A 14463-nucleotide genomic window follows, 5' to 3' on the forward strand; every position below is an offset into this window, starting at 1 on the left:
AAATTGAAGAGGTTAATTTAATCAAAGCGTCGAAATTATTTACCGGGGCATTGCACCGCAAATATAACTAAAATATAAACGGGGCGGGTGCGTAAAGGTGACGGCGCTACAAATAATCAGCGACACGGCCCAACAGGTGGCCGACGCCATTTCCGCAGCCCTGGGCGTGGAAACGGAGATTGTGGACAGGCAATTCAATATTGTCGCCGGAACGGGCAAATACCGTCAACTGGTCGGCAGCAAGGACTACGAGGCCGTGTACCCGGATTCTCCCTTCCTTTACGGCAGGGTGCTGCGCACAGGCGAGAGCTTCATTATTGAAGATACCCGGGAGAATGAACTCTACGGCCCCTATACCATGGGTGAAATGGGGGAAATATGCTGTCCCATAATAATGGAAGACAGCATTATCGGCGTTATAGCCCTGGTGGCCTTCAGCCAGGAACAAAAGGAGAACATGCTGACCAAAAGAAATGTACTTCAACATTTCCTGCAGCATATGGCCTTTCTCCTGGCTAATACCGTGGCGGCCAAGGAAGCTTTCATCAAGCTTAACATAAACACCAACCTTTTTAAAACAATGATCGAATCCTTTACATCCGGTGTCATTTCATTTAACGCCGGCGGCAGGGTAACCCACTTCAACAGCAAAGCCGAGGAAGTAATCGGAATTAAGCCGGATTTGCTGCAAGGCATGCCCATTGACCGGTTCTGGCCCAATTCCCCGGTGAAGAAGGTTCTGAAAACCGGAGCGGGCTACAACAACAACGAGGAATTTTACCAGGGAGCGGGAGAAAACCTGCACCTGCTGGTATCCGCCAGGCCGATCATAATTGACAAGAAGCCGGCGGGAGCCGTGGTAATGTTTAGTAAAATGGCCGAAGCCCGCAGTCTGGCCTACCGGCTTACCGATACCCAGCACGAACTGCACTTTTCGCACATCAAGGGTGAAAGCAGGATTATTACGAATCTGAAGGAAAAAGCCCTGCAGGTTGCCCGCAGCAGTTCCAGCATACTTGTCACGGGTGAAAGCGGCACCGGCAAAGAACTTTTCGCCCGGGCCATACACTGTGCCAGCCCCCGGCGGGACAAACCCCTGGTGATAGTTAATTGCGGGGCCATTCCGGAAACCCTTCTGGAAAGCGAACTCTTCGGTTATGAAGAAGGCGCCTTTACCGGGGCCAGAAAGGGCGGGCGGCCCGGAAAATTCGAACTGGCGGACGGAGGTACAATCTTCCTGGATGAAATAGGCGACCTGCCTCTACACCTTCAGGTTAAATTGCTGCACGTGCTTCAGCGCCGACAGGTTGAACGGGTGGGAGGCACCAAAAACATCGACGTGGATGTGAGAATAATAGCCGCCACAAACCGCAACCTGGAAGAAATGTGCGTTTCGGGAGAATTCAGAGAGGATTTGTATTACCGTTTAAACGTTATTCCCCTGGTTATCCCCCCATTAAGGGACCGGCGGGAGGATATACCGGAACTTATGGACCACTTTCTCCAAAAATACAATACCTTGCTGCAAAAACAGATTGCGGGCTACCGGGAAGAAACCCTTAAAGTCTTTATGGCCTACCACTGGCCGGGAAACGTAAGAGAGCTGGAAAACAGCATTGAGTACGCGGTAAATATGGAAAACCAACCGCTGGTGGGCATGGAGAGCCTGCCCGCCAGAATTGTGGGCAACAATTGCCCTGCTGCTCACCGGCCTAATTACAACCTCGCCGCCATTACCGGAGAAACGGAAAAGAAAATAATCAGTGAATTACTGGAAAAGGTTTCAACCGGAATGGTGGATCCCCAGTCACTGCCGGATTTGCTGGGCATAAGCCGGGCCACCTTCTACCGCAAGCTAAAGACATACGGTCTGGCAATGCCCAAAGGCTACCGTTATTCACCGGAAACCGCGTAAATATTCAACAAGGCAGGGAACAGCATTGTTCCCTGCCTTATTTACTTTAATGGCCCATAAATACGTCATCGAATTTTACCCTGTCATTATCCGCTTTTACCGCCCTTTGCTTTTTACCCCAAACATGGTACCAGATCATGGGCAGGATCAACATGGGCAACCCCACGTACAGAGACGCTCTTAAATCGGGATTCAACGCCACTATCACCAGGCAGGCCAGCTGAACCCAAATGGCAAAATGGGTGAAGTAAGGAAAGAAAGGAACCTTAAATTTCAACTTGTTGATATCGTAATTCTGGCTTTCCAGTCTCCGGCGAAATTTTAGTTGAGACCAGCAGATGGATATCCAGGCCATGGCCCCGGTAAAGCCCGAGAGGGCCAGCAGGTAGGTAAACAGCATTTCGCTCTTGTCTATGGTAAAGGCGATAACCCCTATCCAGCAGCCGGCCACGGAGAATATTATGGCATTATAGGGTACCCCCCTTTTGTTGACCTTGGCCAGCAACCTGGGGGCCATGCCCTCTTTGGCCAGGGAATACATGGCCCGGGAGGTGGCGTAAAGGCCGCTGTTGGAGCAGGATATGGCTGCCGTAAGCACCACAAAGGAAAACAGCGCCCCCGCCCATTTAAACCCGTGGCTGTTTAAAGCCATGGCAAACACGCTCTCCTCCAGTCCGGCCTTGTTCCAGGGAATGATTGACACCAGCAGGGCCACCGGAACAACATACAGCACGATGATTCTGATGGATACGTTTTTGATCGCTTTGGGTATGGTTTTTTCGGGCTCCTGGCTCTCACCGGCGGCCAGGCCTATTATTTCGGAACCCTGGAAGTTCACCAGGATAATAACCATTGTGAGGAAAACAGCCCAAATGCCCATGGGAAACAGTCCTCCGTCGCTAAACAGGTGGGTGCTCCCCGCAAACCCCTGTTCTCCGATAACTCCGAAGAAAATGAGCACGGCCATGACGATAAACATTATGATGGCTACAATTTTTATTAGTGCAAGCCAGAATTCCAGTTCACCGAAGGTGCCCACGTAGGCAAGATTGATTACCGTTATAAGCGCTCCGAAGAATAGCGCCCAGTAAACCGTCGGGACGGCTGGCACAAAGTTGTTCATGATAATACCGGCTGCAATCATTTCCGACGGGACATAGGTTACCCAGGTGGTCCAGTATGACCATCCCACACCGCAGCCCCAGGTGGGATTGATGAAATCGTTGGCGTAATTCACAAAAGATCCGGATATTGGAATATGAACGGCAAGTTCGCCCAGGCAAACCATCACCATGTAGACCAGAAGACCTCCAAGAAGATAGGCCAGCACCGCGGCGGGACCGGTGGACTCCACCACGTAACCGGTACCCAGAAAGTAACAGCTGCCTATAATTCCTCCCAGGGCGATTAACTGCAGGTGCCTGGGTTTTAATCCTCTTTTAAGCTCGCTGGAGTAGGCCTCTTCCTTTTGGGGAGAGGCGGAATTGCATACCTGTTCTGACATTATCATTCCTCCCGTATAATTAAACTCTTTGCAGCCCGTCAACAGATTAACCGCCGGCCACAACGGGGAAGAGTATTATTTTATACCCTTCCTTCAAAACAGTCGACCTGGCGGCTTTCTGACCGTTAACCGCCACCAGCCCCACGTGATGGGAAGGAACACCCAGTTTGTCCAGCATATCCTGCACTGTAACCACGCTGTCAGCAGGCAGCTCATACTCCGACAATGAACCGTCATTGTTCCCGTAGCGTGTCAGAGGCCCTCGAAAATCCACCTTTACAATACTCATTGTTTTCCTCTAAAACTTTATTGCCACGCACCGTGTTTTTCAGGCAACAATTACAGAAAATTGAACCAATTCGTACTATATTCCACGTAAACCAGGCAGCCCCCCCTTCCGTCAGCAGTAACCATAATATAAAAATGATTATCAAGCCGCCGGCGGCTGATTCCAAAAGTCAACCGGCGGCATGACAGGGGATAAAATTACGTCAATTCCAGACGGATGAGAGTATCCTTTTCCGGAATGCCGTTGGCGTCCCATCCCCGCAGTCTGTAATATTCGCCAAGCATTTTTGTAAATTCTTCCCTGGGCAGAATTTTACCCGCACCGGGGCCTCCCACCAGACCCTGGTTAAATATCCTGTCCGGAAGGGTATCGTCTTTCCCGGTAAATCCTTCCCTGGTGTTAAACAGCCTTAACAGGTTGAATATTCTTTCCCCGGCCAGTTCCAGCTCCCCCGCCGCGACTTCCCTGCCCAGGATGGGAGTAAGCAGCTCCGCCATCAAATCAAAGGAGAGCGCCCAGAAATCGCAAAGGATAAGAGAGAACTTGAGGGCGTTGTAATGCTGCAGGTCCGCCACCAGCCCGGCCTTTCCCTCAACGGTATAGGGGTCCCGCTCCCCGTAAGCCTCTTCCGCCACCGGCCAGGCGCTCATGTGACAGGCTCCCCGGGGCGCAGTGGCATAGGCAAGTCCCATGCCCCAGGAACCCCTGGGTTCATAGCCGGGAAACTCCAGGCCTTTCACCTGCATCGCAAACTCCCTGCCGCCGTAGCGCTCCGAAAGCCCCCTGACCCCAAGGGCAAGCTCCATGCCCTTGCCTTTCCGGAAAGCCACAAGCTCCGGGGCTTCCAGGTAAGAAGAAACATCGCCGAAACGCAGTCCCAAATCCTTTATTCCCTTTTCGGTCATCTCCATGGCAAAAGCTATGGTACTGCCCATGGAAATGGTATCAAGCCCCAGATCGTCGCACAGCGCGTTGAATTTAACCACGGCTTCCAGGTCGGCTATACCGCAGTTGGAGCCGCCAATGGATAGTGTTTCGTATTCCGGCCCTTCCACCCGGGCCGCGCCCTTAACCGTATAGTTTCCGCAGCCCAGGCCGCAGGACAGGCAGGCCTTTTTACCGGCCCTGGCTTTCTGCATGGACGGGGAGGCAAGGGATTCAAATCCTTCAAAGGTGGCCTGCTGGAAATTTCTTGTGGGAAGTATGCCCGAGTTCTGGGACATCTCCACCAGCATGGGAGTGCCGTCAGTGTAGGCCCAGAGGTTGGTGTCAGTCAGCAGGTCTTCCCGCATGGCCTTTTGCGCTGCTTTTAACAGGCCCGGCATATCGGCCACGCCTACCCCTCCGGTGCCCCGGACCACCACGGCCTTAATATTCTTTGAGCCGAACACGGCGCCCGCGCCTCCCCGGCCGGCCTGGCGGTACAACTCCGAAGTCAGGCAGGCGTAGGGAATAATATTCTCACCGGCCGGACCGATGGAAAGCACCCTGGCACCCTCGCCGTGAAGCTTTAGCAGTTCCTTTTCGGTGTCAAGGGTTCCCCTGCCCCACAGAAATCCCGCCTCCATCAGGCTTGCCTCGCCGTCTTCAATGACGAGGTATACTGGTTCTGGCGACTTCCCTTCCAGGATGACCATATCATAGCCCGCGTATTTTAATTCACCCGCTATATTTCCACCCACGGAACAGTCCAGCGCCGCGCCGTTAAGCGGTGACTTGGTAACCACCGAAAGCTTGCCGGAGCAGGGCACTATGGTTCCGGTAAATGGTCCGGTAAGCAGTATTATTTTGTTGCCGTCCGAAAGTGGGTCTGTGCCCGGCTCAAGCTCCTGGTACAGGTATTTAATCCCCAGGCCCTTGCCGCCGTAATAAAGATCGGCCCATTTTCTGTTCAGTCCTTCTCTGCTTATTTCCCCGGTTGTCAGATTAACCCGAAGCACCGAATTAATATAACCCACTCTTTACACCTCCGCCGTTAAGGCTCCCTGGGGGCACCACTGGACGCATACCGGTTCGCCCCCGCAAAAATCACACAGCCGGGGCCTCCCATCGGGTGGCATCACTATTACCCCTTCCGGGCAGGCGTTCGCACATTCACCGCAACCGGTACAGATATCCGCGTCAACCACCGGCACCCCGTTTTCCCCGCTGATGGCTCCGGTGGGACAGGCCTCTGCGCAGCTGAGACAGCCGCTGCATAAAGAAGCGGTGATCACAAGGCCGCCGTTCAAATACTCCGATGCCACCTTCAGCCTGGAGAGGGAAGGGTTGAAAATATTTTCCTTTACCCCGCTGCAGGCCAAATGGCACAACCGGCAACCAATGCATTTTTCTGCTTCAAAAGCCAGTTTCAACTTTTGCTTCCCCCCAATTTATGTTTGGAGACACACCTCCATGGGGTGTTCAATTTCCTACCTCTCAACAATCTAGTGAAGGAATGTCCCAATAATTATTTCCCCGCGGAGCTGTTTACATTTTCCAGCACCTTGTCAAGACGGTTGATGACGGCATCCTGCTGCTCCCGGGTGATGGTAAGCGGCGGCTCAATGCGGATTGATTTGGCATTGATAAGGGTGCCCGCCACCAGCACCCCTGCGCCAAACAGCCCGGTGGCCACTTCGTATCCCAGTTCATTATTCTGGAATTCAATTCCTATCATCAAACCTTTGCCGCGGACTTCCTGGACCACCGCGGGGTATTTCTCCGCCAGCCCCTTTAACTTGCCCAGCATGTACTCCCCGGACTCCGCAGCCCGCCGGGGCAGGTTTTCCTCCAGCAATACATTGATGTTGGCGATGGCCGCGGCACAGCATACGGGGTTTCCGCCGAAGGTGGTGGTGTGCAGGAAAGGATTCTCCACAAGCTTCTCCCATATTTTCTCCCTGGCCACCACAGCCCCTATGGGCATCACGCCGCCGCCGAATGCCTTGGCCAGGCATAAAATATCGGGCACCACATTGCTGTGCTGGCAGCAGAACATTTTTCCGGTGCGCCCCATGCCGGTTTGCACCTCGTCCAATATCAACAGTGCGCCGTAGCGGTCGCACATTTCCCTTACCCTGGGCAGGTAATCATCCGGGGGAATAATCACTCCGCCTTCACCCTGGATGGGCTCAATCAGCACCGCGGCCACATCTTCCCCGATAAAGGCGCAGCTTTCCAGCATCATCTCAATGGCTTCGGCGTTACCGTAGGGCACGTGGTGGAAGCCGGGAACCAGGGGCAAAAACGGCGTGCGGAAAACACCCTTGGCGGTGGCGCTGAGGCTTCCCAGGGATTTGCCGTGAAATGCCCTGGTGGTAACTATATAACTCTTGCGGCCTGTGTACATCCGGGCAAATTTCAAACCTCCCTCAACGGACTCGGTTCCGCTGTTTACAAAGAAGGCGTATTTTAAATCCCCGGGAGTAATTTCAGCAACCAGTTTTGCCAGAAAGCCCCGCAGGGGATCAAGCAGTTCCTGGCTGTGGAGAGCCTGGCGATCCAGCTGGTTGTAAACGGCCTGCATCACCTTGGGGTGACGGTGGCCCACATTGTAAATGCCGTAACCCCCAAGACAATCAATATATTCCTTGCCGTATACATCGGTGAAGGTTGAACCCTGATCGCTCCACTCCACCGAGGTGTAATCCGTGGATACCGATTTTCTGTATTCAAGAAAACCGGGGTTTACATGCTCACTGAAAGCTTCCACGGCGGCTTTGACAACCCAATCCTTTTCTTCCCGGGTAAGCTCCTTCTTGGCTATAAGCTCAAGGTACATTTGTGATTCTTTGATAACTTCCGAATACTTCTCCAAACAAACTACCCCCTAAATTATTGTTTTTGCGCGTGAGGCTTTATTAATTGACCTGCCCGCAAGACCCGACGCACGTAACACCGGGAACATTCCCCACCTTAAATTACGTCCCCTTTCCTTTTCCCCCCAAGCCGGCTTCCACCGGCAAGCAAGTCCAGGGAGGGATGATTTTGAAAAAAAAGCACCTCAACAGGTTCACCTGGAACCCGTTTTAGGCGCCGTTGCCGGTTCATCCTCCGTTGGATTAAATATTGTCTCGGATATATAACCGTAAAAACATTGCAGGGGTAAAAAGCTTCGTGCCTTTGACCCCTAAAGAGATGCAACTAATATACCTGTTAGCCGTAAACAAAGAAAAAACCCGCCATGTATACAGAATACTTTTGTAAATCAAATTATTTTACCAATATCAGTAATTTATTCCCTTTTAACCGGACATGGGAATGACCATAAATTTCAAATATCTCCTTTCAAATCCAATGGTAATTGCCATTCCGCCAAAGGAAAAGCAGTCCCGGCCGGATTAATATCAATAATGAGAAAAAACAAACCCCATTTCTTTTTCACATCGGCAAATAGCAAATCCAGACATTTATTCTCATTATTGACACGCCTAATCTCGCCCCTGAGAAATGCGACAGGGGACGGTTCTCGGGTGTCGCAAAAATTAAATTATTCAAGCAAGCAAGGAATTTAAGCTTAACGAAAAGGAGTGTCCCCTAACATGCGTTGGGGGACACTCCTTCGAAAATTGTTAAACCCTGGTGCTCAGGAGTCAGCACGAGAGAACGGTTTATCTCACTGAAATATTCTGAATGCCTGAATAGCAACAAACAATAATGAATTTAGACAATATAACAAAATGTTAAAACGCAGGAATTCAGGCAGCCTAAGAAGGTGTGTCCCCTTACCTTAGTCGCGGTTTACAAAGATTCTGGGCACCCTGGCGCCTACCATGCACACTATTTCGTAATTTATGGTTCCGATCTTATCGGCAACCTCTTCCACCGGCAGGACACTCCCTTCCTGGATGCCGAAAAGCACTGCTTCCTCTCCGGGCAGAACGTCCTCAATATGCCCCACGTCGACCATTAACTGGTCCATGCATACCCTGCCGATTACCGGGGCCCTCCGGCCCTTTATCATCACCTCTCCCCGGGAGGACAGGGAACGGGGATAGCCGTCGGCATAGCCGGCGGACAGGGTGGCAATCAGCGTGGGCCCGCCGGTTGTATAAGTACAGCCGTAACTTACATTGAATCCCGGCGGCACTCTTTTTACCAATGCCACCGAGGTTTTAAAACTCATGGCCGGCCGCAGGTCTATTTTTCCTTGATCCACATCGGCGGAAGGATACAATCCATAAAGAACTATACCCGGCCGGACCATATCAAGGTGGGTTTCCGGGTATTCAATTACAGCCGCGCTATTGGCACAGTGCCTTACAGGTATAACAAGACCTTCCCTGGACAGGCAGCCGAGTATTTCCATGAATTGCTCAAACTGCCGCAGGGTATAACCTCTCTCTGAACTGTCCGACGATGCAAAATGCGTGTAAATGCCCTCCACGTCCAGGCCGGGCATGCGGGCGACCTGGAGAATATCCGCCACAGCCTGATTATTCCCGCAGACAAAGCCTATACGTCCCATTCCCGTGTCCACCTTTATATGCACCGGCAGCCTGACACCCCTGCTCCGGCACTCCCGGTCAAGTATTCGCGCATACTGCAGTGAAAATACAGTCTGGGTGAGGCCGCCATCTATTATTTCAGCAAAACTATCCGGCGGGGTATAACCCAAAACCAGCACCGGAACATTTATACCCGCCCTGCGCAGCATGGTTCCCTCCGAAGCCCTGGCCACCGCCAGCCGGGCGGCGCCATTGGCCAGAGCCGTTCCGGCCACTTCAACCATTCCGTGCCCGTAACCATTGGCCTTGACCACCGCCATAATTTTTGCCCCGGGGGAGGTAATTCTTCTTATTTCCTTTACATTATGGGCAATTGCCCCTAAATCCACTTCCGCCCAGATGGAATGACCATTCATGCTCTAAACACCTCTGCCTCCATTTCACGAAGAACCTCCGGCAACGCCAGCAGTATATCCCCGGCCAGCAGTCCCATCATGCCTTTCCGGGCCGCGGCCCTGTCGCCGGCAAATCCGTGCAGGTATACGCCGGCGGCAGCCGCCCTTTCCGGACTCAGCCCCTGGGCCAGTAAACCTGCGATTATACCGGTAAGAACGTCCCCGCTGCCTCCGGCAGCCATACCCGGATTACCGGTGGAATTCACGTATACGTTACCGCCGGGGGCCGCCACCAGTGACGGTGCGCCTTTCAAAACCAGCACCGACTGCCACAGGGAAGAATATTTCTCCGCGCCGGCCAGCCTGTCACGGGCAATGTCGGCGGTACTCAACCCGGTCAGACGGGCCATTTCCCCCGGGTGAGGCGTAAGCACCAGGGGCGCCCCGGCCTTTTTAAATATATCCGTATGCCCGGCCAGGGCATTTAGCCCATCCGCGTCAAGCACACAGGGAGCGGATATTTTCCCCAGCAGTTCCCTTACCAGGCGCGCAGTTCCCGGATTGGTGGAAAGGCCCGGGCCCAGGGCCAAAACATCCGCCTTATCCAGCAGTGACATGATTACCGGCAGGGCCTCCGGGGACAGGGACTGGCTTTTTTCCTGGGGCAGAGGATATGTCATCACCTCTGTCAGTTTGGTTTCCACTATTTGATGCAGGCCTTCCGGCACGGCCAGGGTTACCAGTCCCGCGCCGGTTCTGGCGGCAGCCTCCGCCGCGAGGCAGGCCGCCCCGGTCATGCCGGCTGAACCTGCCACCACCAGAACACTTCCGTAATTACCTTTATGTGAATCGGCAGCTCTGCCGGGAAGCCAGCCCCGCACCATTTTCCTTCCCAGCAGGTGCCTTTTCAGCCCGTCATTCCCGAGCAGCGCCGGAGGTATGGAAATATCGGCAATTTTTATTTTTCCGGCGCAGCCGGCCCCGGGGTGAAAAAGCAGCCCGAGCTTGGGCAAGCCGAAGGTGACTGTGGCGCCGGCCCTGATGCAGGCTCCGTTGACCTTTCCGGTATCCGCCTCAACACCCGAAGGAATATCCACCGATACCACCGGTTTGCCCCCGGCGTTAACGGCTTCCATTACCCTGCCCGCCAAATCGTTTACTTTGCCTCTAAATCCCGTTCCGTAAATAGCATCCACCACTAAATCAGTTTCAGCCAAAAATAGCCGGACGGGGTCAAATTCACTGTCCTGGGTTATAGAATAAACATCCTGCCCCATATTAATCCAAATGTTAAAATTGACCGCGGCATCCCCGGTTATTTCCTCCGGTCTGGCCAGCAGCAGCACCTTTACCCGCGCCCCGCTGTTATGCAGGTGCCGCGCAGCCACCAAGCCGTCGCCGCCGTTATTACCCTTTCCGGCAAATATGGTTACAACCCTGTCCCGGACATTTCCCAGCATAGCCCTCACGGCATTTGCCACATGCAGCCCGGCGTTTTCCATCAATACAACCCCTGGAATGCCGTACCGGTTTATGGCTGCCAGGTCAATCTCCCTCATTTCCCGTGCTGTTGCGATACGCAAAATCCATTCCCCCCTTTAAAGCAACCGCGAATGCCACAGCCCTGCCCCGGTCGTGGCTCAAACTAAGCAGCACGGCAGTTACGCCAGCCGCCCCGGCCAGTTCCACAGCCCGCCCGGCAAGTTTTACCTCCGGAGCCCCGGAGGGTGTGCCGCAAACCTCCACGTCAGTCCACCTGCACCCTGCCAGGCCTGTACCCAGGGCCTTCAGTACAGCTTCCTTGGCGGCAAACCGCGCTGCGTAACAGGGGTAGGGGTCCTTGCGGGAGGAGCAAAGACCGGTTTCGGCAGCGGTGTATACCCTGTTCAAAAACCTGAATCCATATCTATTCACCGCTTTTTCAATTCTCTCAATTTCTATTATATCCGTGCCTATTCCCAGCACCAAAACAATACACCCTCCCAACTGCCGCGATTTTTGTTAGACACCGGCTAACAGGGTTTCTCCACGAAGAATGAAAAACCTGCCATAAATTTTACTCTTATACAAAAGGCGCATCCCCCGGCCTTAAAAAAAGAACTGCCCCTACCAGGCAGTTTCTCTTTATTGATTCTATACCGTTCCTTCAGTTAAAGCTTAAATATTTTCCATTACAACTGTAAATCGTTATTGCTTTCAAATTTACCGGTTAATTTAAAATTAACCCACTGGGGAAAGGAAACACCGGAACTGGCAAAAAACTCGCTTTCCTGGGCACGCTGGCTATCCTTTTTTTTGAGGAAATCCTTAACAGCCTTACGGGTCAGCTGATAGAGCTTTTCGTCCACCAGTTCCTCCTCCATCAGTAAAACCCTCAGGGCAAGGTTCTCCTCTTCCACTATTTTCAGCCGGCTAAACATTTCTATGAGCATCAGCCGGGTTACGTCCTCATCCAGCTTGCGGTTGACATCTCCCAGCAGCGACCATATTTTTTTATCGCTGAGCATATCCCAGACAACCTGCAAATTAACCACTCCTAATACATATCATGCCAATAGTGTAACATGTTGGAGGGTTAATTATACTAAATTTTGGAGTACGTTTATTGTTTTTTCAATGTGTTTTTCAACACTCTCCTAGAACCCCAGTATTTTTCTGAGCTTTTTGGCCTGCGCCCTGCTTACCGGGACCTCACTGTTTTCCTTATCCTCCACCACCAAATTGTAGGTTCCGTTGAAAAACGGGACTATCTCCTTAACCTTGTGCAAATTTACCAGATAGCAGCGGTGGGTTCTGAAAAAAATGGAGGAATTCAGCCTGGCTTCCAGTTCCTTGAGGGTGAATCTGGTGAAAAGCTTGTCTGAAAATGTTTTGATATATATATAATCCTGTTCAGTAAAGGCGAAGAAAATATCCGATTCCGCCACCAGCACTGTTTTACCCTGTTTTTCAGCAGGAATACGGTCAATTTTAATCTGCCCCTGGCCGGCGGGTGTCCCCGGTGGCCGCTGGTCCGCCTCGGGAATGGCATTATCCTGGGCAGCGGCGGCGGCTTCGCCCCCTGCCGCGCTCTCCTGGGTTATCTTTACCACCTTGTCAATGGCCTTTTTCAATCGCCCGTGCTCCACCGGCTTCAGCAAATAGTCCACGGCATTGACCTCAAAGGCCTGAACCGCGTAGTCATCGTAGGCGGTAACGAATATAATGTGCGGTTGCCTGGGAAGTTCCTGTATGGCGGCACCCAACTCCAGACCGGTCATCCCCGGCATGGAAATATCCAGGAAAAGCACCTGGTAGTCCAGGGCTTTGATTAAAGCCAGGGCCTCCTGGGCGTTGGCAGCCTCACCCACTATTTCAATATTGTCAAAACTGCTCAGGGCAAAACGCAGTTCCTGTCTGGCCGGATATTCATCGTCCACTATTAGCGCTTTCAGCTTCATCTTTTTCAATTAACCTCCTTATCAGATGATTTACAGACCAGCGGTATTCTGAATTGAATTGACGTTCCCTGTCCGGGAGTGCTCTCTATCTTCAGGCCGTATTCATCCCCAAATAACCCCTTAAGCCTTTCATGAACATTGGACATACCCACGCCATTTCCGGATCCAAAACCGGGCTTGAGCACCAGAGGCACCTTCTCAGGCGGAATACCCACGCCATTGTCCCTTATTTCAAAGAATATCTCTTCCTCTTCCTCCAAAAAAGCCCTTATCCACACCGTACCCTGCCCCTCCTTGGGCTGAATACCATGCTTAATCGCGTTTTCTACCAGGGGCTGTATAGTCAGAACCGGCACCTGATAATCATAAAGGTCTTCATCCAACTCCCTGATAATTTTAATTTTATCCCGGAAACGGGCCTTTTCTAAAATAATATAGGTGTTCAGGTATTCAATCTCTTCTCTCAACGAGTTAAAATAGCCGTGCCTTTTCAAGGCGTGGCGGAAAAATGCCGCCAGCCGTATCAATAGTCTCCGGGCTGTTTCCGGCTTGGTACGGCTAAACATAATAATAGTATTTAAGGTGTTGAATAAAAAGTGCGGATTGATTTGCGACTGCAGGGCGTCAAGTTCCGCCTTGGTTACAAGTTGAGCCTGTCTGTCCAGCTGCGCCAATTCCATCTGCAGGCTCAGCAGCTGAGCGACTCCCTCAACCAGTTTCACCACACTGGGGGATACATCCTCCTGTTTGGTTTGATAAAGCTTTACCGTACCCGCCACTTCACCCTTTAGTTTAAGCGGCGCAATCACGGCGGATTCGAGGGGACAATTTTTTTGGGGACAGCTTAATCCGTACCTGCTCTGAATTATTTTCAATTCTCCCGTGGCCAGAACCGACTTGGTGGCATCAGTCATTATGGGCCCACCCGCCTTGTGGTGATCAGACCCCGCCCCGATATATGCCAGAACCCTTTCATTGTCGGTTATGGCCACCGCCGCCACGTCTGTAAGTTTTCGAATAATTTCGGCTGTTTTATTGGCGGTCTCCATATTCAGACCCTGCCTGAGATAAGGAAGGGTCTCATTGGCGATGCGCAGGGTAGGCTCCAGGGGATGTTCCTCCAATTGCCCCATCCTGCAGCTCTCTTTAAGATAAAATATTAATAACAAGGCAGAAACAAAACTGGCGCCAAGCATAACCAAACCGGCGACATTACCGGGCAGCTTCAGCCACACGACCGCTCCCAGGGCGGCGGCGTTAACGGGCAGCCACCTTACGGCGACGCCAAGGAATAAATCCCTGTTCAAGAAAAGTCATCCTCCGCAGATAGAAATATCCTAAATATTCTGACATTCTTCAGAATATTCGACATACTAATAAACGAATCCTTTAAACAGTACAATACCATATTGTTTAGAAAAGTAAAGTAAATAAATAAAGGCAAAGGATTTTAACCATTTGCCCCAACACGTTTATAGTTTTCAACAATCC

At 52.1% G+C, this 14463-nt stretch carries 12 protein-coding genes; 1 reads left to right on the forward strand and 11 read right to left on the reverse strand.

The features are described 5' to 3' along the window. Positions 1-97 precede the first annotated feature (97 nt). A complete protein-coding gene (locus DCCM_RS19380) occupies positions 98-1915 on the forward strand; it encodes a sigma-54-dependent Fis family transcriptional regulator (RefSeq protein WP_104370479.1) in 1818 nt (605 codons plus the stop codon). Positions 1916-1961: 46 nt separating this feature from the next. Here the strand turns inward: DCCM_RS19380 and DCCM_RS00305 are convergent, their stop codons facing one another. From DCCM_RS00305 to DCCM_RS00355, 11 genes are all read right to left on the reverse strand, one after another. After that, entirely contained in the window at positions 1962-3419 is a 1458-nt protein-coding gene (locus DCCM_RS00305) for an amino acid permease (protein ID WP_104370480.1), read from the reverse strand. Positions 3420-3465: 46 nt separating this feature from the next. Beyond that, the gene (locus tag DCCM_RS00310; protein WP_104370481.1) at positions 3466-3708 is read right to left on the reverse strand and encodes a MoaD/ThiS family protein; all 243 of its coding nucleotides are present in this window, start codon (positions 3706-3708) and stop codon (positions 3466-3468) included. Between the two features lie 197 nt (positions 3709-3905). Then, a complete protein-coding gene (locus DCCM_RS00315; protein ID WP_104370482.1) occupies positions 3906-5666 on the reverse strand; it encodes an aldehyde ferredoxin oxidoreductase family protein in 1761 nt (586 codons plus the stop codon). A gap of 3 nt (positions 5667-5669) precedes the next feature. Continuing rightward, a complete protein-coding gene (locus DCCM_RS00320) occupies positions 5670-6062 on the reverse strand; it encodes a 4Fe-4S dicluster domain-containing protein (protein WP_165791966.1) in 393 nt (130 codons plus the stop codon). A gap of 95 nt (positions 6063-6157) precedes the next feature. Continuing rightward, a complete protein-coding gene (locus tag DCCM_RS00325) occupies positions 6158-7507 on the reverse strand; it encodes a putrescine aminotransferase (protein ID WP_104370484.1) in 1350 nt (449 codons plus the stop codon). A 912-nt stretch (positions 7508-8419) separates the two neighbouring features. Continuing rightward, the gene (gene alr, locus DCCM_RS00330; RefSeq protein ID WP_104370485.1) at positions 8420-9553 is read right to left on the reverse strand and encodes an alanine racemase; all 1134 of its coding nucleotides are present in this window, start codon (positions 9551-9553) and stop codon (positions 8420-8422) included. Beyond that, on the reverse strand, positions 9550-11115 hold the full coding sequence (locus DCCM_RS00335; protein WP_104370486.1) for an NAD(P)H-hydrate dehydratase: 1566 nt from the start codon (positions 11113-11115) through the stop codon (positions 9550-9552). Before DCCM_RS00335 ends, alr begins: the two co-directional genes overlap by 4 nt. After that, entirely contained in the window at positions 11078-11497 is a 420-nt protein-coding gene (gene acpS / locus DCCM_RS00340; RefSeq protein WP_444979461.1) for a holo-ACP synthase, read from the reverse strand. The genes DCCM_RS00335 and acpS overlap by 38 nt, the downstream gene beginning before the upstream one ends. A gap of 206 nt (positions 11498-11703) precedes the next feature. Then, positions 11704-12057: a hypothetical protein gene (locus DCCM_RS00345; RefSeq protein ID WP_373855378.1), complete on the reverse strand. Its 354-nt coding sequence runs from the start codon at positions 12055-12057 to the stop codon at positions 11704-11706. A 111-nt stretch (positions 12058-12168) separates the two neighbouring features. Then, on the reverse strand, positions 12169-12972 hold the full coding sequence (locus DCCM_RS00350) for a LytR/AlgR family response regulator transcription factor (protein WP_104370494.1): 804 nt from the start codon (positions 12970-12972) through the stop codon (positions 12169-12171). Between the two features lie 5 nt (positions 12973-12977). After that, on the reverse strand, positions 12978-14279 hold the full coding sequence (locus tag DCCM_RS00355; RefSeq protein WP_231702582.1) for a histidine kinase: 1302 nt from the start codon (positions 14277-14279) through the stop codon (positions 12978-12980). Positions 14280-14463: the final 184 nt, after the last annotated feature.

Origin of the sequence: Desulfocucumis palustris (assembly GCF_002933875.1) — a bacterium.
Lineage (GTDB): Bacteria > Bacillota > Desulfotomaculia > Desulfotomaculales > Desulfocucumaceae > Desulfocucumis > Desulfocucumis palustris.

Excerpts from the sequence above, each read along its gene's own strand:
- alr (WP_104370485.1), bottom strand. The coding sequence starts at position 9,553 with ATGAATGGTCATTCCATCTGGGCGGAAGTGGATTTAGGGGCAATTGCC.
- DCCM_RS00310 (WP_104370481.1), bottom strand. The coding sequence starts at position 3,708 with ATGAGTATTGTAAAGGTGGATTTTCGAGGGCCTCTGACACGCTACGGG.
- DCCM_RS00350 (WP_104370494.1), bottom strand. The coding sequence starts at position 12,972 with ATGAAGCTGAAAGCGCTAATAGTGGACGATGAATATCCGGCCAGACAG.
- DCCM_RS00305 (WP_104370480.1), bottom strand. The coding sequence starts at position 3,419 with ATGTCAGAACAGGTATGCAATTCCGCCTCTCCCCAAAAGGAAGAGGCC.